This window comes from Dyadobacter sp. 3J3 (assembly GCF_009801115.1).
In the GTDB taxonomy this organism is placed as follows: Bacteria; Bacteroidota; Bacteroidia; order Cytophagales; family Spirosomataceae; genus Dyadobacter.
This window is the reverse complement of sequence record NZ_VTOL01000017.1, coordinates 71,826-91,012: the sequence shown is the minus strand read 5'-3', so window position 1 is coordinate 91,012 and position 19,187 is coordinate 71,826. Positions and strand designations below refer to the sequence as shown.

The following is a 19,187-nucleotide window of genomic DNA, read 5'->3' as shown; positions in this document are numbered from 1 at the left end:
TAAAGGAATGAATCCCTTATTATTTAATAACCAATCTTTTTGGTTTCAGAAGTGCGTTTATTTCGCCAGTTACTTTGCCCGACGAAGGTCTTGACGCATTAGACTGTACAATTTTCCCTTCTGCATCAATCAGCACATACCGCGGTATTCCCGTCATCAGATACAACTCCCAAATAGCGCCAGGTTGCTGGTGTTGTTTCTGATTGATATGAATTCCACCAAATTCTTTATCTTTTTTTAACATGTTATGCCAGTCGGGAATACTTTCGTCAATAGACACATAGAGAAAAGCAACCTGGTCATTGCCCTTGAAATCCTTTTGAATCTTTCTTGTAAATGGCAATTCTGTTTTGCAAGGTCCGCACCAGGTAGCCCACACATCCATATAAACGATTTTCCCTTTTAGATCCGAAAGAGCTATTTTCCTGCCATCAGGCGTATCTCCGCTAAAATCCGGAGCTGGTCTTCCCGGCCCGATGCTGAGCCATTTATCATACGATTTTTTTAATGCGCTTAAATAATCTTTGTTTTTGTAAGTATTTTTAAATTTAAGATAAATCGAATCTACCTCAGGAGTAATACCACTAAATACCAGATAGTTATTTACGTTTTTAGCTAGTAAAAGCTCCTTCATAAAATTCGGATAATCCGATTTTTCAATTTTTGCCGATCCCAAAAGCGGCATCATTCCATTGATTGAATCTGGCGACAAATCTTTGTGCTCCTGATATAATGGAGCGTAAATCCTGGATTCCAAAAATGCGTTCACAACAAGACTGTAAACACGCATTTTATAGTTTAAGACAAGAGAATCGTCTGGTGTTTTATCAATTATACTTTTTAAAGCGGTTGGAATTTCACCCTGACTTCCATATTTCGAGCGCACATAATTATGGACGAAATATGTAATGTTCATTTTTTGCTGGATTTCCAGTACCCTTTCAAGCTCAGGATCAAGTCTTGTTTTTTCCTTTAAAAGTGTATAAAGTTTTTGATAATTTGCTTCAAGAGAATCTTTTAACGATAAAAACTCATCTGGTTCCAGCTGAAAATAATACTTATCATTTATCCTCTCGAATCTTAATCGGGCAGCTTCGCATTTTACGATGTAATCATTCATATCGGCCTCGTCACCCTCGTACCGAACACCTTCTGCTTTTTGCAGACTGTCCAATATTATATCATATTCATCTCCTGGCTTTGAAAATGCTGAGGTTTCAATATCTCCCACTTTCACAAATCCCAACACCGGATGATCAGATTTAAATTCCAAAACAGCATTTCCTGAGCTATCCAACACAGATTCTGAGATCACAACCGGTTCCATACTTACCATATCGTTGGTGAAAGCCTGGACTTTCAAATTTTTCATCCCGGTAGCATGTACTGAAATTTTTACTTTTCCTGATTCTTTTTTACTACATGCCAGTCCAAAATAAATGATCAGTATCACTACTGGAAGCGTTTTGATTATCTTCATGGCTTATCGGGTTGTTGAATTTACGGAGGATTAATTAACCGAAAGGTATTTGGTTTTTGCCGAAATTTCAGAAAATCGAAGTTCAATATTACTTTCGATTCCACAGCATTTGTCATGAAAAACAATTTATTTAAGATTTATAGGTAAATTCACGGCTTATAATATTCTTAAAATTGTATGCGAAAAATATTCCTGACAAACCACAAACATCTTTCCCGGTATTTTTTTCTTCCGGTACTTTCTTTACTGATAGCTGTTGGGTCAGCTATGGCCAGTAATCTTGTAAAACCGCTTGCATCACCACTTGAAGGCCGTTGGGATATTACGGTTGACGTAGCTGGAAAACCTTCACCTTCCTGGCTGGAAGTGAGACATTCAGGAAATCACACTTTGATTGGACAATTTGTTGGCTTTTCAGGCAGCGCCCGTCCTATCTCGGAAGTTCATTTCAAGGATGGAAAATTAACCTTCGCAATTCCACCGCAGTGGGAAAAAGGAGATAAAGATTTAACAGTTGAAGGCTCACTTTCAGGTGATAAACTTACCGGAACGATGAATACTGTGGATGGAAAAACGTATAACTGGACGGGTGTTCGTGCACCGTCACTACGTAAAACGACACAGCCAGTTTGGGGAAAAGCGATTCCATTAACGGGTGGAAATGAAATAAAAGGATGGCACGCCGAAGGCACAAATCAGTGGATTGCCAAAGACGGTATTTTAAAAAGTGAGAAATCAGGTGCAAACCTGATAACAGATGCTAAATACGGTGATTTCAAATTGCATGCCGAATTCCGCATTCCAAAAGGAAGCAATAGTGGCGTGTATTTGAGAGGCCGCTACGAAATGCAGGTGACCGACGGCAAAGGCCTCGAACCAGCCGTGGATCAATTGGGAGCAGTTTACGGATTTATCAGTCCAAGTGAAATGATGGCAAAAGAACCGGGAGAATGGCAAACTTTTGACCTGACACTTGTTGGCAGAATTCTGACATTGGCTGTAAATGGTAAAACGGTAATCACAAATCAGGAAATTCCTGGTATTACCGGCGGTGCGTTAGATAGCAACGAAGGAGAACCAGGTCCATTACTTATTCAGGGCGATCACGGTCCGGTTGAGTATCGTAACATTGTCATAACTCCTGCCAAATAAAAAGACAATATTTTTTCAAAACAAAGCATATAAAAGCAGTGGTAAATTCGTTTATCACTGCTTTTTATTTTTGGTTGTCACAATAACTTATACTTCTTTTGCATTTTTAAATTTCATCACTTTTACATTATTTTACAAAACTAAATCAATAAATTTGAGGGACTTAAAGTTTGCCCGCCATGCGATATTTTATAATCTTTGGATTATTTTTGGATGTATATTCACTCCTCAACAGTGGCAAGCTCGGGTATTACGGAATGACGGATGAGGACTTTTTCGCCTTACCAAAATTACAGCAAATCATTCCTCTAACTGCGCCAGATACTTTATTACTGGATGCGGCTATCTTCCAGGCCAGCAACGAAGCCCGTCGAAAAAACGGAATACCGATTTTCAACTATGATTTTAGCTTATATCTATCTTCATCCAACCATGCACGTTCGATGATCGTCAACAATTTCTATAATCACAGAAATCCATACAGCGGTTTTGAAAGAACCGCTGATAAAAGGATTGAGTTGATCACCAAACGTTTTATGCGGACGGCAGAAAACATCGGACAGTATCAGACATTGATTACAAAACAATGGTTTGGCGCCCACTGGGATTCCCAAAAACGTCGATATGAATATATTGATATAGAAGAAAATATCGTTTGCCAACCCTACACCTATGCAGATTATGCCCACTATTGTGTTAGCAAATGGATGGAATCTAAACCACACCGCGCAAATCTTTTAAATAAACAATATACTTATTTAGGATGTGCAGCCAGACTAAGCCCCGCTCCTTACCAGGAAAGACGTGCACCTTATGGACGACTGGTTCAAAATTTTGGTGGAGAAAAATGATAGAATGTCACTGACATACACTATCTTAACACCAATATTAGTAATTTAAATTTTACTCAAATTGTTATGAAAAACCTCTTCTTTTTAAGTCTGCTACTTTTATTAAATTCTGCCTGTTTCGCTCAAAATGACAATACGTTATTTCTGACTTATGCACTTTCAAATCCGGAACCTGTGTATAATGGAGATGTCGTTGGTGGAGCCGGATACAAACCGGTAGCATCAAGTTCCTTTGGAATAAGATATCTTATGAAAAGCACTAAGATTATTACAATTGAAACTGGAATTGAATATTCAAATTATCATTTCAAACTTGATTACGTGGACAATCCTGATGTAACGATTCCCTACAATCAGAAAACAGCCAAACTTATCTCCATCCCTGTATATGCACATTTAACATTTTTGAGATATCTTTTTATCAACGGTGGTGCGCTTATCGATACAGAGATTGATAAAAAGGAAAATGATATTAACAAACAATCAGGTATCGGATTTGGATTGGGTGCCGGTTTAAAATATAAATTCAGGAATGTTTCCATTTTTGTCAATCCATTTTTGGAAAGACATGCATTCATTGGCATTGCGGGTTCACACCAGGGATCCAGACGAAGTATGATCAACTCGGGCGGTCGTGTTGGAATTGGTTATTCGTTTTAAGGCAAAATCCGTTAGTCGAAATCGGTTTCATTGATGTAGAGCAGGTATCTTGTTTCAAGTGCCTGCCCTCTCTTTTTGTGATCCAGAAATCCCATTTTAAGTTTTGTAATATGGAAATTTTTCGAGGCGGAAACGATTTCAGCATCTACTCCTGACCGGATCAGACTATCTCCTACCGCAGCAGAGGTGTACAAATAACAGGGATTTTGATCATCAATAAAATCATCCAGCTGATTGCTGCTTTTGATAAGATTTACTCCCGCCGGTGTATAAAACTCGAAAGCGTAGGAAAATGATTGATAGGAAGCCACTGGAATATCATCCTCTTTTTGAGAAATTAGCCTGGCAGCACTTGCGCCTGACTGGTATTGAAGTAAAAAAGGATAGAAGAAAACAAATAGAAAAATATACAACATTAAAGCAGTGGCATATCCCCGGAAAAGTATCTTCCTCAACACAATTTTATCCCTCAAAAACGCAGAAATGATCGCAATCGAAACAGCCAGTACAGCTCCGATCCAGGCATTTTGTATGTCCGTGATGTAAAATAGATACAAGATCAAACCGCATAAAATATACAAAAGTCCACTTTGAATCTTGGCAAACCAGTCAAGGACCGGATCATTTGCTTTTTGATATAAAAAGTAGGCAGTGATTATAGCGAAGTAGGGAAATTCTATAACGATATAATGCGGCAGCTGAAATTTTGATAAAGAAAATAGTAAAAATGTAACCAGAGAACTGCCATAAAGAATCCATCTTAGTGAATTCTTGTCTCTTTCATACCGGAATAAATACACCAATCCTCCCACCAAACCGGCCGACCAAGGCAAAAATGCCCATAAAGTTGTGTGTAAAAAGAAGCTGAGATCTCCACTTCCTTTAATGGGACCCGTGTTAAAAAACCGCCCAAACTGACTATCCCAGAAAAAAAAACGAAGGCCGGAAACATTGGTTCTGCCGAAGACTACTTTCTCGGGATGCAGGTCAAACTGGACATATAAACTATATAATTCGGGTAGAATAAAAATAAAAGAAAGCCCCATCATAACCCACCAGCGGTAATTCAGGAACTGTCTCCACTGTTTCGTGATAACCAAGAAAATAAACCATCCCGAGCCTATGGTTATAAGAATAAAAATCCCTTTTGTCATGACTGCACAAGCGATAAAAAAAGCAGCCGCAACGATATGAATCCAGTGTTTGCCCTTATAAATATTGAGCATATGCCAAACGGCTGCAATGGTGCATGCCGTCAAATACGGTTCTGCCCGTACATCAAAATTGGCCAGTGTACTGTGTAATGCAACTGTATAAAGCAATAATGCGATTTTGGCCACGGTGGCATTGAATAAATCCCGGGCAGTGACATAGGTATAAAAAAGACTTACCAGCCAGAAAACGAATGCCGGAAACTTATATGCGAAACCACTAATGCCAAAGAGCTTATAACTGACAGCAGCCATCCAGAACGGAAAATGAGGCTTATCAAGCCAGTCGTGACCGTCTCCGAATAAATTAATCCAGTCATTGTGAAGCACGATGTGTTTGGCAATTGTGGCATACAAAGCACCATCCGGTTCCATTACATCGAGCCACAAACCGGGCATATTCAGTAATATCCCGATTATTAGTAACCATGGAAAATATCGCTGCAAAGAAAGTTCGGTTGTTTTCATAAGCTGAGTTTTCGTATTTCTGTTCAATGTTAACCGTTTAAAAGGAGTAAAATTTCGGTCAAAATCATTGATTACAAAATGATAACATTAGCATGTACGCAACGTCTTGTCGGATTAATGCAGTGTGTTCTAAAAAAAATTTGAAAGTATTGCAAACAGCTTTCAACTGACCACGCTTAAAGGATAAAAATTTATGCCAAAGCCGGGTTATTCAGGATTATGGTTAAAACCAGTTTTTCTCAGAAAAAAAACTTTACGAGGCTGATTTATTGAGAAAATATTTCAGCAGAAAAAGTCAAAAAAAATAAATACCTCCACAACAACAGACTGATATATAGCGCTATAAAAATCATTACATTTGATTTTAAGACTATTTATTCAAAAAGAATACGCCACCCTCCCGGACTTGGTTTAAAAAATTTTCCGAAAAAACTTAATTCTTGTTACCTCCCTCCCATTCCATCACGACTAACCTATTACCATCCGGAAGGATGTGTTAGCTGTCAGCTTTTTTACAAAACTTAATTAATTTCTAAAACACTATTTGGATCAAAAATTTTTATTAACCCGGCCCTGCAAATGGGTCTTAATCTTAAAAACGTGATGAAAACATTATTAAACCAGCCCTTTGAAAACATGACAATTTCAGCAATTAAAAAAACGGGAAATGTAATTAATGTACACCTGGGTTGTAAAATACTATTGCTCGAATTCCATGAAATCGTGTATCTTCAGGGAGACGGGAATTACACCTACGTATACACGACACAGGGCAAGCGTTATCTTATTTCCAAGACGATGAAAGCCATCCAGAAAATTCTAAATGCAGGATTTTTGCGTATACATAAGTCATACATGATTAATCCGATGCACCTTTTGGCTCGTATTAATCCGGACAGGGTTGTACTGAACGGTGGCAAACAACTACCAATTGCACGGAGAAGAATTGTGGAAATTCAGGAAACACTCGCTGGAGAATATCTTAATGTCGGTTGATTAGGTGGTTGCGGGTTTTTCTGCACTAGTAGCCTAATTGGACGAAGTGAACAGGAATTTCTCTTTTAATAATCAGACAAAGTCATGATTTAGAACAACTTAGTATACTGATTAGATTCCTGTTCATTTTACTTACACGGATACAAAAACTATGAATCCTTCATTAAACCTGAAATTTTTCGCCGAATTTTAATTTAAAATTTACATTAAAAATCAGGTCATTTTTCCGGTTTTTTCCTATCAGGGTTTTTCGGTTTTTACAGAATCGGTTGGAATCCTTCTCCCAAATCCTAACCTGTACGACCCCAATTTTAATTTCGGTGGACTATCCTCTGAAAAATCAATAGATTTCCTCAAAAATCGTCCTATTTCCGAGATGGTCTGAAAAGGAGCAATCTTCGCAGTTAAATAATTTTCCTTTTTTCCTGCACTACTGTCGTTGTTTGAAAACCCCCTGTAAAATGAGTAACTGAAGTTTGTACTGTAATAAAATGCAATTTTAAAATCACTGGTCAAACCTGACTTTTCTGGCAAAGTATCACTGGATGCTGTCTTCAATTTTTTGTCTGGTTTTTCAATTTTAAGCTGCCTCAAAGGTTCCGGTTTTTCTACTGATCTCTCGACCTGCACAGAACGATTATTTTCAATGATTTTAACACCTAAATCCGAAATTTTGGTTAATGGTTCTCTCGCAGCAGTGAGAATAATTAACAAACCAATAACTGGGAAAATTATCATGTATTTACTTAATAACCAACATGGCGTACGATTTTGAAACATCATTTTGATTCGAATTTTTAGTAGAGAAGAATTAAAAAACGGATTTGATAATGTCTGGGCAGGAGCATTAAAAGAATACGAAATAAGAAAAATTGCATAATCTTCCGGATCGGAAGCAGATACATCAGCCAGGAATTCATGAATATGCTGCATTGAAATTTTATAAAACCACAATACCGGATTAAACCAGAATATAATTTTCAGGAATTCAACGATCATAATATCAACGCTGTGCTTCTGCCGGATATGTACCATTTCATGTCTGAGTACGTTTTCCAGGCAATTTTCGTAATCATTTCTGGTAACAACAAGCCATTTAAAAAATGAAAAGGAACCTGTCTTACTATGCTCACTGGCTTGCTGAGGTAATAACACCAGGGTGTGATCTTCAAACCTGAGAGGCTCTCCTTTTTTGATAAAATAAAAAAGATCCGTTAATCCTTTAAGCATATTGAAAGACATGAAAATAACTCCTGCCAGATAGATCATGAAAATGAAAAAGACCCAGTCTGTAATTTCACTGGAGATCTGTCTTTCGACCTGTAAAACCGTACTTACCGATATAGTATATACGCCCCCAGGAATATTTTCGGTAGTAGTTTCAGTTATAGGGATCAGTGGAAGAAACATGGCTGCAAGCAAAGTTCCTAAAAGATAAAATCGGTTGAGTCTGAAAAAAGTATGTTTTCTGAAAAATAACCAGAAACAAGCGTACAGTATGATCCAGTACAAGTTCATTTTTGCCAGATAAATCAGATTTTCCATCGCGATTTCAGGGTTATTTCTTGCTTTTATGTTCTTTTATAAGTTTCAGCAGTTCATCCAGATCGCTGACATCGAGGTCGTTATCCTTAACAAGAAACGAAACCATGTTGGGTATGGAATTGTCAAAATAGCTGGCTATCATTTGTTTCATTTCCTGCCGTTTATATTCTTCTTCGCTGATCAAAGGAAAATACTGATGTGTGTTTCCATATACCTTATAACCTACGACCTCCTTCTTTTCCAAAATTCTGATAACGGTTGAAATCGTATTATAAGCGGGTATGGGATCTTTCATTTCAGCAATAATATCCTTTACGAAAGCTTTTTTTAGCTGCCATAATATCCTCATCACTTCTTCTTCTGCCCGGGTTAGTGATTTCATTTTTTGCACTTAAACAAGTCTGAAATAGATACGTCAAATATACTACTATTTAATTAGTTCTAACAACTAATTAAATAGTTATTTTAAAAAAAACCTCGTATTTATGTTACAGAAAATTTTATCAGGTGAATTTGGTTATAGAATATTGCAGTTATTTCAGGGAAAAGATCTGGTCGAAATTATAAAAATCTAAAAATTTCAAAAGCTCATTGCTCTGCAGTGTGTAAAAGGTACTTATAAAAAATGTCAGCTTTTTACAGCTGACATTTCCACTTACCATTGATAAAGGAGGATTTTATAATACAAGTCTATAAATTATTTATTAACCGGCAATACAAAACTTAGTTAACGGTAATATACTTATCTTCTTTTTTGGTAATAAAAATTTTAGTTGCTGATTAACAGCTATTTACAATAAAAAATATTTTCTTACAATAGGTTACAAAATATCCATCTCAAATAGAAAATTTTGTACTTTTCAGATATTTTCATTTTATATTAATTTAAAAAATTCAAAAAATTACAGGCCATATTTATTTTTAAAACAGATATATACTGTTCTTAAACAGAACAATAAAAAAGTTTGGTCACCGGATTAGGATAGCAAAAAACTGTTAGTATAAAAGAGTCTCTATATTTGTCGATATATCCACTTAGACATATCGACAAAGGATGAAAAAACATCTATAATCTCATTTCTATCCATGTTATCCAAACCGTCCTTCATTACCAATCTGCATTTAACCTTAAAATCTTAATAATATGTATTTATTAAAATCTCATTATTACAAATCCAAATTGCTTCAGATCTGCCTTTTATGCATTTCAGTTTCTGGTTTTTCTCAAAATACAAGTAGTATTACAGTTTCGGGTGAAGTAACCATACCACTTAATCTTTCAGTTCAGGATTTGTCGGCTTATAAGCAGATCAGCCATAAAGTAAAAGATAAGGACGGGAAAGAGCATGAATTTAGAGGAGTTGCACTCATTGAGGTTTTCGAAAAAGCAGGTGTCACAACCGGCGGAAAATTGAGAGGTAAAAATCTGGCAAAATATGTTTTGATTAAAGCTGCGGATGGATATGAAGTAATTTATTCCTTACCGGAAATTGATCCTGAATTTACGGATCAGGTGATCATGCTTGCAACAGAAAAAGACGGGCAACCGCTGCCAAATGGTGAAGGTCCTTTCCGGATTATAACTCCCAATGATAAAAAACAGGCGCGTTGGATCCGGGAGGTACAGTCGATAAAGGTTGTTTTTGCTAAGGATTGATAGGTAGCTTTGTAATAAAGATGCTGGCTTTGGCCAAAGCCAGGAGCATCTCAGATAGCCCGGAGACCCAAGGTTAAAACCTTGGGTTAGGTACTTTGCATGATTTTTTGATCTCGGTCAATGTGTCTCCATAAAATTAACCCAGGGTTTCAACCCTGGGTAGTAAGCAGCCCGCCAATTCCCAGGCTTTAGTCATTGCCAGTATCAAACTTTCCTTGCCGTATTGATCACATTTGCCCCATCAAAGCGTGAAGTGGAACTTCCATGAGAGACACAGCTGCTTTGTGAAGGCTGGCCTTTTCCATCAAAGAAAGATCCTTCCACACGAAAATCACTGTCGTCACATATTTTCACACAGCTATTCCAGAACTCCTGGGTATTGGATTGATAAGCCACATCTTTCAGCATCCCCACAATTTCCCCGTTTTTAATTTCGTAGAAAAGCTGTCCTCCAAACTGGAAATTATATCGTTGCTGATCAATTGAAAAAGATCCATAACCGACAATATAAATTCCTTTTTTGACATCTTTTATCATTTCCTCAAACGATAATTTTTCCTTTTGAGGTGCCAAAGAAACATTCGGCATTCTCTGAAACTGTACCGAATTCCAGCTATCGGCATACGAACAACCGTGCGATTCCGTCTCCCCGATCATATGCACCTGATCACGCGTGGCCTGATAATTAACCAGAATACCGTCTTTTATCAAATCCCACTTTTTACTTTTCACACCTTCATCATCCCAACCAACAGCACCCATCGAACCAGGCTGAATTTTGTCGGCAAAAAAGTTTACGATCTTGCTTCCGTAGTTAAAGTTTTTGGATTTCCATTTGTCCATTGTCGCAAAAGAAGTACCGGCAAAATTGGCTTCGTAGCCCAAAACCCTATCCAATTCGGTAGCATGTCCGACAGACTCATGAATGGTTAAACGAAGATGCGTCGGATCAAGTACCAGATCATATTTCCCCGGTTCAACCGATTTTGCCTTTATTTTTTCCTTCACCTGAACAGCCGCCAAAGTGGCATCATCGATCATATCATAACGACTGTTGAACAATGTCGTTTTCCTGCCGGTGATACTGTCAGCAGGTTTACTTTCGAGATATTCGTAACCCATCGCCTTCGCCGTTCCCAGAGAATTTCTGGTTTGGAATTGTCCGCTGGCTTTATCAATTCCTGTTACCGTAAAAGTCGGCCAAAGCCTGTGAATATCCTGATCAATGTAAGAACCATCCGTGGATGCGAAGTATTTCTGTTCGTTTACCATAAACAGCTGTGAATTCACATAATCTGCTCCGTTTTTCTGAGCGGCTCCGTTTACAGCCATCAGCAGATCAACCTTTTCCTTGATCGGAACCTCGAACAGATTTTTAATAATCGGGGTTTTATAGCTAACCTCACCAAAACCTTTTTGCACGGCCAGCTGCACCGGTTCTGCCAAAAGTTTTGCATTGGCTTTAGCAATCGCAACTGCAATTTCAGCCGTTTTGGCCACCTCAGTTTCCGTTTTTGCTTCACCTAAGGATGCAAATCCCCAACAGCCATTCACGATCACACGCACGCCTACTCCGTATGATTCTGTATTAACGATACTCTGAACTTTGTCTTCACGGGTAATGACAAACTGGTTGAGATATCTGCCAATTCTAATATCAGCATATGACGCGCCCTTGGCAGTGGCGGCATTAAGTCCCGCATCGGCCAATCTTTTTTTGACGATCACGTCAAGTCCTGGTTCCAATAATGCCTCACTGGCAACCGATCTTCCACCGGGTGTAAGTACCGGAATTATAAAAGCACCGGCTGCGATACTGGCTTGCTGGATAAAATCTCTTCTATTCAAAACACTATTTTATTTGAGGTTGAAAAATAAGACCGGCTATCTTGTTGATATTAAATCAAACAGCATCCGACAAGCTTGTAAATGTAAAATCTCGGATTTTCATCGGCGGAATCATGTTACCGCCCGAACGCATCGGTTTTCCCATCGCCTCAATATTATTGAGCATCACAATCGGACTTTCATTGAAGCGGAAGTTTTTGACAGGAAACTTGATCTTTCCATCCTCAATATAAAAAGTACCGTCACGTGTTAGTCCTGTGTACAAAAGCGTCTGGCGATCCACATCACGGATATACCAGAAACGCGTGACCAGAATCCCTTTTTGTGTACTTTTTATCAGGTCAGCAATCGATTCTGTACCTCCTTCAAATATAAATCCCGATGGAGCGGCAATCGCTTTTACGCCTTTTTTCTCAGCCCAAAAGCGTGAGTAAAACATGTTTTTGACAACACCCTTTTCAATCCATACCACCTTTTCCTGCGCTCTTCCGTCGACGGTATTATCACCAATTACAAACGGAGAACCCGGAATATCAATGTCCATCGGATCAGAATAAATGGTGATTCTTTCGTCAAAAAGCTTTTCTCCCAACCGGTTTCCGCCTCCTTTTTTTGACAAAAAACTTCTTCCTTCATCCGCGCTTCTGGCATCCATATTCGACATCATATTGCGCATCAGTTCCGCAGCTGCCGTAGGTTCTAAAATGACCGTATATCTTCCAGGTTCAATCGCTTGTGCTGCCGTGGAAGCCATAGCCTTTTGCAGTGCCGTTTGAGTAAGCGACGCACTGTTTAGTTTGGAAACATCATTAAAATCACGCACCACATAACCGGAACCCTTTGCATCTTCCGTACGGACTGTTATTGAATAATCAACGGATGTGGTTTTATAATACCCAAAAAGGCCTTTACTATTTCCAATGGCCTTAAATCCGGCAGAGTCTTCCAGATAACCGGCCGCCACAACGGATTTCTTTCTACAAAGGTCGATGCTGTCCAAGGCAATTTGTGCTCTTTTATCCGGGTCAATATTGGCAGTATTATCCGAGTAAGATTTGGTTTCAGGATATTTCTGCGGACCAAGCATACTTACATATTCCGGATTTTCCGGTGCCAGTTTTGCAAGTTCTTCTGCCCTTGCTACCGTTTTCTTGATCGATTCTTCGTCAAATTCATTGATCGTCGCGGTGCCCGTTCTTTTACCGAAAACCGCAGTTACGGCTAAGGATACATTTCGGGAGTCACCGCTGGTACTTACGGAATTTCTGGCATACCGTATGTTTCCGACATTTTCCCCGCTCAGGCTAACGCTCATTTCATCTGCCTTTGAAAAAGACAAAACCTTGTCAATAATCTTTTTTGCTTCCTGCTGTGATAATATGCCCATTTTGCTAAACTTTTTGAAACAAAAATTGTAGGATTAACCAGTTAACAACCCCGATTATTTATAAAGCTCGTTAAACAAAAGCTTGAAAGTGCTGTGCGACTGAGCTCTGAAAATGATCTCAGGCCCGAAGGCATAAAGTTTTCCTTTTCCAACTTTTGCTTCAAATGAAACCACACCGCCGTCCAGATAAGAAATGCCCCAGGCCCAGCCACTGCGAAGAGATTTTTTGCCAGAAACCCAGGCCAACGGATTCACACCCTTCAAAGCTGCATCCGGATCCAGTTTGAAAACAGGACTGCTGCTGAAAACCATATCTGCCGTTGAACCCATACCCCAGTTTGCCTTATTTGTTGTGTCAACGGCAACCTGTAAAATACTTCCGGGAATATAGTATTTGTCGCCTGGAAGTGGTTTTTCTTCACCTTTATTCATTTCAACCAGTGCGCTGTGAACAGGAAGTTTCAGATGATAAGCCAATGCCGTGCTGCTTCCGACCGTTACCACCGATCCGCCATCTTCCATGAATTTCTTTAAAGCAGGGATAGATTTTTCTGCTGTCAGATATCCAAGCCAGGGACGGAATTCCGCAGGTATTTCCGAAGCTTTCGGATCTCTTGATCTTTTTGCCAGATCTGCCGATTTTGCAGTTACCGAAGGAATTCCTCCACCCATAAACAAGATTACATCGTATTTGGAATGAAGATCTGCCGAATCAATATCCTTTGGATAGATCACCGTAAAAGCAAAATTATTTTGTTCTAAAAGCCAACGTACCCAGCCTGATGGCATTGAACCACCATACTGGTCAAAAAGTGCAATTCTGGAAGCTGTGATTTGTGTCGTTTTAGCTGGTTTAGTCGATGGAGTTGTCACTTTAATTCCATAATCCGTAACCGCTTTTTCAAGTAATGCTTTTCCCTTTGCTCCAATTAGAAACGAACCTGCCGGAATAGTTGCCGAAGATTCTGTGATCCTGGACACCGGTACTTTCGCTTTCAATAAATTATTCACCGTAGTAAAAGCGTCATTATTCTGACTGCTTAAAACATATCCTGCTTTGGTATCAGGCAATTTATCAGCCTTTGGTTTTTGTAATTCACCATAAGGAATTGCTGTAAATGGTCCATCAAATCCATTCAAAATCCGGTCGAATCTTACACCCATTTGATAGGCTAGCGTCCAGCCTGCTACGTCGTACGGTTTCAAGGGAGGGCCGCCCGGATATTGGAAATCATTCGGATGATCCTGAGGTTCAAACATATCAAGTACGTGCGGACGGAAAGCCTGGTTCGTTTTTACAATATAAGAACCGGCCGGATAATTTTTCCCTTCAACCGAAAAATCAGCCGTTGCGATATGCACCTGAATTCCGGATTTAATTAAGGAATTAAGAAATTTAACAGCCGTTGGAAAATCAGGTTGTTTGGTGGAAATGATATAACCGCGCGGATCTCTCAGTGCAGGATCTTTATAAACCGCATCAAAAAACTTAACAGGAACTCCCGGTCCCGGGCCATATTCATCACTTCTCGCAGCCAGAAGAGAATCCCTTTTTGCAGCTGCCGTATCTTTTTTCACAACTTTTTTATCCGCTTCATAAGCAGAAGTTACCGATGCAGAAAATTTTGGAAGCATAGTCCAATGATCCATGTTTCCGCGATCAATGGCATTTTTTCCCATTTTGTAAATATTGAAAAGCAACTCATCGCCCGATCTTCTGGCAAAATCAAAAACTGCATAATTAAGTGATACCGAATAATCGATGGACTGTCTGAATTTCCAATCCTGCGGCGTTACCGGAAACGGTGTAGAATTATCAGGAATCAGTCTTTCCGGAACCAATGGAATTTTTGAAGGCGTTGGCCCGCCAATTATTTCTGTCAAAATACCGATCTGGTTGTGAAAATAAGGTGCAGTCCTAAGTCCGCCGTTCCACCAGGTTGAATAATTTGAACCTGATAAACGTGTATAACCCGGTTTGTCTTCTACATTTAGCCTGTTGATCATAGCGGCCGCAACAGCGTCAAGACCAGTAATAATCATAGGATCAAAAACATGATTGAACGGATCACGGTAAGGCGGACCAGCTAAAACGCTGCCATCCGGCCCTGTCTGGTGATGATTATAAATAATTTGAGGCATCCATTCAATGTACTGCTGACGAGAAATATTGGTGGTTTCCTTCATATTATTCATGTAGAAATCCCGGTTGTTATCATGTCCTACATACTTTTGATACAACCTCGGAATTTTCATATTCCGCTTTTTATCATCCGTATCTTTCATGTACCAGTTTGAGACAAGTTCCTGACCATCAGGATTTACCTGTGAAAGAAGAATAATCACATTGTCCAGTATCGCCATGGTTTCAGGATCTGTTCTGCTAACGAGCTGGTAATATGTTTCTATCAGCTGATGCGCTCCAACCGTTTCCGTGGCATGAAGTCCGCCGTCAATCCAAATCACCGGTTTTCCTTCCTTTGCCAAAAGCTTGGCGGCTTCGGGAGTAATGCCTTCAGCGTGAGCGAGCTTCTGGGAAATTTCTTTGTAGCGATCAAGCTTTTTAAGATTTTCAGGAGAAGATACGATAAGCATATATTGATGCCGACCTTCTTCTGTCAAACCAATGTCCACCACTTTTACACGATTGGAGGCGGCTGCGACTTTTAAATAATAGGCTTCCGACTGAGCGTAGGAAGCCAAATGATAGTCGTCCCCGATATTGAATCCAAAATGTTCTTTAGGCGTTGGAATCTTCTGGGCGAATGATGTAAAATTTAAAAACAGGAATAATAATAAAAAATAATGGCAAATTTTCATTACGGTAGATTAAGTTAGGTATTTGGAGTGAAATCAATAGATTAATGAGGTATTTTCGGAATACTACTTTTAAAAATGCTTTATTTTTGACGATAAACCAAATATTTATTTTCTTTAATCATCACTTAGTTACAATTTGAGAAAGTTGAAATAAGCTAATTTGTCAATAGAAATTAATTTATTACTAGATTTAAAAAAACCATTACATCCTGATCGCTGAATATGAAATCAAGTTCTTCGTTTCTTACTTTCCTGCTGATTTTTATTATTTCCTCATCCTTTGCCCAAAGAAAAACAAAAGCAACCGACGACTGGAAACTAGGCGTTGCCATGTATACCTTTCACACTTATAACTTTCCGGATGCAGTCGAAAAAGTAGACAGCGCCGGACTCCGTTATATTGAAGGAATGACTTTCCATAAATCAGGGCCGGAATTGAAAGACAGTCTGATTTCGCAACTATCTCCATCGGGAATTAAGAAGTTGAAAAAACTCGTTACTGAAAAGGGCATAAAAATTGAGTCCATTTATATTGGAGGTGGTAAAACGGTAGATTCCTGGAAAAAAGAATTTGAAATCGCAAAAACTTTCGGGGTGAAGTTCGTTAGTGCGGAACCGCCCGTGAGCATGTGGAACAGCATCGACAGTCTTGCAGGTGTTTATGGTATGAAGGTGGCCATTCACGAACACTGGAAGGGTGTCAGCGCTTACTGGCATCCGGATTCTGTGCTGGCGGCTATCAAAAACCATCCGAATTTTGGAGCTTGTGCGGATCTTGGTCACTGGCCAAAAAGTGGTGTTGACCCGTTGGATGCAATCAAAAAATTGAAAGGACATATCATCGCGATACATTTGAAAGATATCGCTGCATTTAATAATCCTAAACTTTCAGACGTCACGGTTGGTACCGGCGTTATAGATTTTCCTGGCATTTTCGCTGAGCTAAAAAAACAGGATTTCCGAGGAAACATTTATATTGAAAAGGATGAAACCCAAAAACCGAGTAATCTGAATTCCGTTCGGGAAGCCACAAAATATTATAATACCGAAGTCAAAAAATTAAAGTAATTATTGCTTTAATTTTTTTAAGAATAGGCTGATAACGCATCAATTTAGATGTATTATCAGCCCGTTTTGTTTTTCAGATAAAGGAATATAACAAGCGCTAATTTCAAAAAATCCTGAGTTTCCAACATTAGCTATACATTATAAATTCGTTGCCTGCCAGAGCAGACTGCTAACGGCCAAAAGTTATTACTACTTTTGAGAAATATCTATTATCCCTAACAATGAAAAGTGCATTACGATTTTTCTCAAAAGAGAGAATAATTCTTTCCGTTTATTTGCTTTTAAGCCTTGTAATAAGTTTAGTTTTTTATAATCAGGGACCTCGTCGATATAATAATCTGATAATTTACAGGCAGTCGTTTTTCCATCTTCTTGATCACAAAAATCTTTATCTGGAATATCCTTCGGAGTATTATGATATATTTTTGTATCACCCCGCATTCCCCGTTTTTTTTAGTCCGTTAAGTTTGATACCGGTTTCCTTATCGCTGATCTTGTGGACCGCTATCAGTTCGCTTTTAATTTATTATGCGGTCAGAATGATGCCTGTTACGGAAAAAGCGAAGGTATTTATGTATTGGTTCGTATTGATTGAATTGCTTAATAACCTGCACAGTCAGCAAACAAATTCCATTATAGCCGGGCTTGGATTATTTACCTTTATTTTTCTGGAAAAGGCAAAGCCAAAATGGGCTGCCGTTTTCCCGTTACTGGCCTTTTGCATCAAAGGGTATGGTCTTGTTTTCGCCGTGCTTTTTCTCTTTTATCCCGAAAAGAAAAAGTACTTCATTTATTCAATTTTATGGCTGGCAGCGCTAACACTTCTTCCCTTCCCGTTTACCGGACTGGATTACTTTCAGCAAGTATATCAAAACTGGATCACCTGCCTGATTGACGACCATAAAGTTAATTTTGGATCTTCTGTTATGGGGATGATGAAATTGGCAATGCCATCTTTTACAGAAAATGATCTTAGTAAGGTCCAGCTCCTGGGAGTTATTCTGTTTGCCATCACAATGGGATGGACCTGGCTAAGCGGTGATTATAAAACGCAAAAACAAAGATTGCTTTTGCTGGCTTATGCTTTTTTATGGGTAATACTTTTTAATCACGCTTCTGAATCTCCTACTTACATTATCGCCATCATGGGTGCGGCAATTTTCTTTGTTGCCAACAAAAGCGATCAAAACTGGTGGTGGAAACCTCTATCCATTTTTGTTCTGGCTTTTTGTGTTTTGGTAAACAGGGATTTCTTTCCATCCTCATGGCCCATTGACGAAACAATTCCACCACTGGTAGTAAGAGTTCTACCCTGTCTTTTAATTTGGCTTATTGTCCAAATTCAGCTGTTCATACCGTCAAATAAAACAGAAAATCTTCCAGTGTAAGAAAATAGACAATTGTTATCTTACTATGATCACTACGAGTCAGAGGGCACTATGGCAATTGCGTCAATTTCGATCATATAGCCATGATGCAGCTCCGGCACAGGAACAACAGAACGTGCCGGTTTCGTCTCACCCAGCATTTCCGCGTAGATAATATTGAACTCAGGCCAATGCTTGACACCAACAAGATAAACTGTAACTTTCAGTAAATCAGAGGCATTTCCGCCTGCCGATTCAAGAATAGCCAACAAATTTCTCATGGCTTGTCTGGCCTGTATTTCAAAAGATTCATGAAAAGTGTGCTGGCCTTCGGCCGTTACAGGTAACTGCCCTGAAATATAAATTTGTCCATTAAATACAGTTGCCTGTACATAGTGCCCACCCGCCGGTGCGGCTTTGTCTGTTTTTATAATTTTGATTCCCGGATTCATATATATTGTCGATTAAAAATCAGGTTATTTCAGCTTCTGCTTACAAGCAAAGCTACAAAAGTATCACTCACCGATTTTCCAGTTAACACTTTTTTACTCAAAGAATAGGGAAGAATTTATCTCAATTGAATTATTTTCCTCAACACGTTCAGAGTTTATTTCCACTGTATGAATAAACTCTGACTTATGCTCCTGCAAAATCTACTTTAAGTGTTTACACAAAAG

15 protein-coding genes are annotated in these 19,187 nt (G+C 38.9%); 7 read left to right on the top strand and 8 right to left on the bottom strand.

What is annotated here, in order from left to right:
- Nucleotides 1–19: 19 nt before the first annotated feature.
- Complete coding sequence (locus FZF08_RS27270; RefSeq protein WP_159476500.1) at nucleotides 20–1,480, bottom strand: TlpA disulfide reductase family protein; 1,461 nt, start codon at nucleotides 1,478–1,480, stop codon at nucleotides 20–22.
- Nucleotides 1,481–1,657: 177 nt separating this feature from the next.
- Between FZF08_RS27270 and FZF08_RS27265 the strand changes: the two genes are divergently transcribed.
- From FZF08_RS27265 to FZF08_RS27255, 3 genes are all read left to right on the top strand, one after another.
- Nucleotides 1,658–2,632 (top strand): DUF1080 domain-containing protein, encoded by a 975-nt coding sequence (locus FZF08_RS27265; protein ID WP_159476498.1) that lies wholly within the window; start codon nucleotides 1,658–1,660, stop codon nucleotides 2,630–2,632.
- A gap of 179 nt (nucleotides 2,633–2,811) precedes the next feature.
- On the top strand, nucleotides 2,812–3,483 hold the full coding sequence (locus tag FZF08_RS27260) for a CAP domain-containing protein (protein ID WP_159476495.1): 672 nt from the start codon (nucleotides 2,812–2,814) through the stop codon (nucleotides 3,481–3,483).
- 66 nt (nucleotides 3,484–3,549) lie between these two features.
- The gene (locus FZF08_RS27255; RefSeq protein ID WP_159476490.1) at nucleotides 3,550–4,143 is read left to right on the top strand and encodes an outer membrane beta-barrel protein; all 594 of its coding nucleotides are present in this window, start codon (nucleotides 3,550–3,552) and stop codon (nucleotides 4,141–4,143) included.
- 11 nt (nucleotides 4,144–4,154) lie between these two features.
- On the opposite strand, the gene FZF08_RS27250 is transcribed toward FZF08_RS27255, so the two are convergent.
- Complete coding sequence (locus FZF08_RS27250; RefSeq protein ID WP_159476484.1) at nucleotides 4,155–5,822, bottom strand: glycosyltransferase family 39 protein; 1,668 nt, start codon at nucleotides 5,820–5,822, stop codon at nucleotides 4,155–4,157.
- Nucleotides 5,823–6,425: 603 nt separating this feature from the next.
- Here FZF08_RS27250 and FZF08_RS27245 point away from each other — a divergent pair.
- Entirely contained in the window at nucleotides 6,426–6,818 is a 393-nt protein-coding gene (locus tag FZF08_RS27245) for a LytTR family DNA-binding domain-containing protein (protein WP_159476480.1), read from the top strand.
- Between the two features lie 240 nt (nucleotides 6,819–7,058).
- On the opposite strand, the gene FZF08_RS27240 is transcribed toward FZF08_RS27245, so the two are convergent.
- Nucleotides 7,059–8,363, bottom strand: a complete 1,305-nt coding sequence (locus FZF08_RS27240) for a M56 family metallopeptidase (protein ID WP_159476475.1) — start codon at nucleotides 8,361–8,363, stop codon at nucleotides 7,059–7,061.
- 13 nt (nucleotides 8,364–8,376) lie between these two features.
- Nucleotides 8,377–8,745: a BlaI/MecI/CopY family transcriptional regulator gene (locus tag FZF08_RS27235; protein ID WP_159476467.1), complete on the bottom strand. Its 369-nt coding sequence runs from the start codon at nucleotides 8,743–8,745 to the stop codon at nucleotides 8,377–8,379.
- Nucleotides 8,746–9,507: 762 nt separating this feature from the next.
- On the opposite strand from FZF08_RS27235, the gene FZF08_RS27230 reads away from it, so the two are divergent.
- Nucleotides 9,508–10,020, top strand: coding sequence for a molybdopterin-dependent oxidoreductase (locus tag FZF08_RS27230; protein WP_159476464.1), 513 nt, complete (start codon nucleotides 9,508–9,510; stop codon nucleotides 10,018–10,020).
- Between the two features lie 204 nt (nucleotides 10,021–10,224).
- Here FZF08_RS27230 and FZF08_RS27225 read toward each other — a convergent pair whose 3' ends face one another.
- The 3 genes from FZF08_RS27225 to FZF08_RS27215 are packed head-to-tail and all read right to left on the bottom strand — an operon-like array spanning nucleotide 10,225 to nucleotide 16,075.
- Nucleotides 10,225–11,868: a TldD/PmbA family protein gene (locus tag FZF08_RS27225; protein ID WP_159476461.1), complete on the bottom strand. Its 1,644-nt coding sequence runs from the start codon at nucleotides 11,866–11,868 to the stop codon at nucleotides 10,225–10,227.
- A 55-nt stretch (nucleotides 11,869–11,923) separates the two neighbouring features.
- The gene (locus FZF08_RS27220) at nucleotides 11,924–13,255 is read right to left on the bottom strand and encodes a TldD/PmbA family protein (RefSeq protein ID WP_159476458.1); all 1,332 of its coding nucleotides are present in this window, start codon (nucleotides 13,253–13,255) and stop codon (nucleotides 11,924–11,926) included.
- A gap of 54 nt (nucleotides 13,256–13,309) precedes the next feature.
- On the bottom strand, nucleotides 13,310–16,075 hold the full coding sequence (locus FZF08_RS27215) for a M14 metallopeptidase family protein (RefSeq protein WP_159476455.1): 2,766 nt from the start codon (nucleotides 16,073–16,075) through the stop codon (nucleotides 13,310–13,312).
- A 222-nt stretch (nucleotides 16,076–16,297) separates the two neighbouring features.
- On the opposite strand from FZF08_RS27215, the gene FZF08_RS27210 reads away from it, so the two are divergent.
- Together FZF08_RS27210 and FZF08_RS27205 are read left to right on the top strand one after the other, a co-directional pair.
- Nucleotides 16,298–17,143 (top strand): sugar phosphate isomerase/epimerase, encoded by an 846-nt coding sequence (locus FZF08_RS27210; protein WP_159476452.1) that lies wholly within the window; start codon nucleotides 16,298–16,300, stop codon nucleotides 17,141–17,143.
- A gap of 221 nt (nucleotides 17,144–17,364) precedes the next feature.
- Nucleotides 17,365–18,531, top strand: coding sequence for a glycosyltransferase family 87 protein (locus tag FZF08_RS27205; protein WP_159476447.1), 1,167 nt, complete (start codon nucleotides 17,365–17,367; stop codon nucleotides 18,529–18,531).
- 32 nt (nucleotides 18,532–18,563) lie between these two features.
- Here FZF08_RS27205 and FZF08_RS27200 read toward each other — a convergent pair whose 3' ends face one another.
- Nucleotides 18,564–18,962 carry a RidA family protein gene (locus FZF08_RS27200; protein ID WP_159476444.1) on the bottom strand — a complete coding sequence of 133 codons (399 nt, stop codon included), beginning with the start codon at nucleotides 18,960–18,962 and terminating at the stop codon, nucleotides 18,564–18,566.
- Between the last annotated feature and the right edge of the window lie 225 nt (nucleotides 18,963–19,187).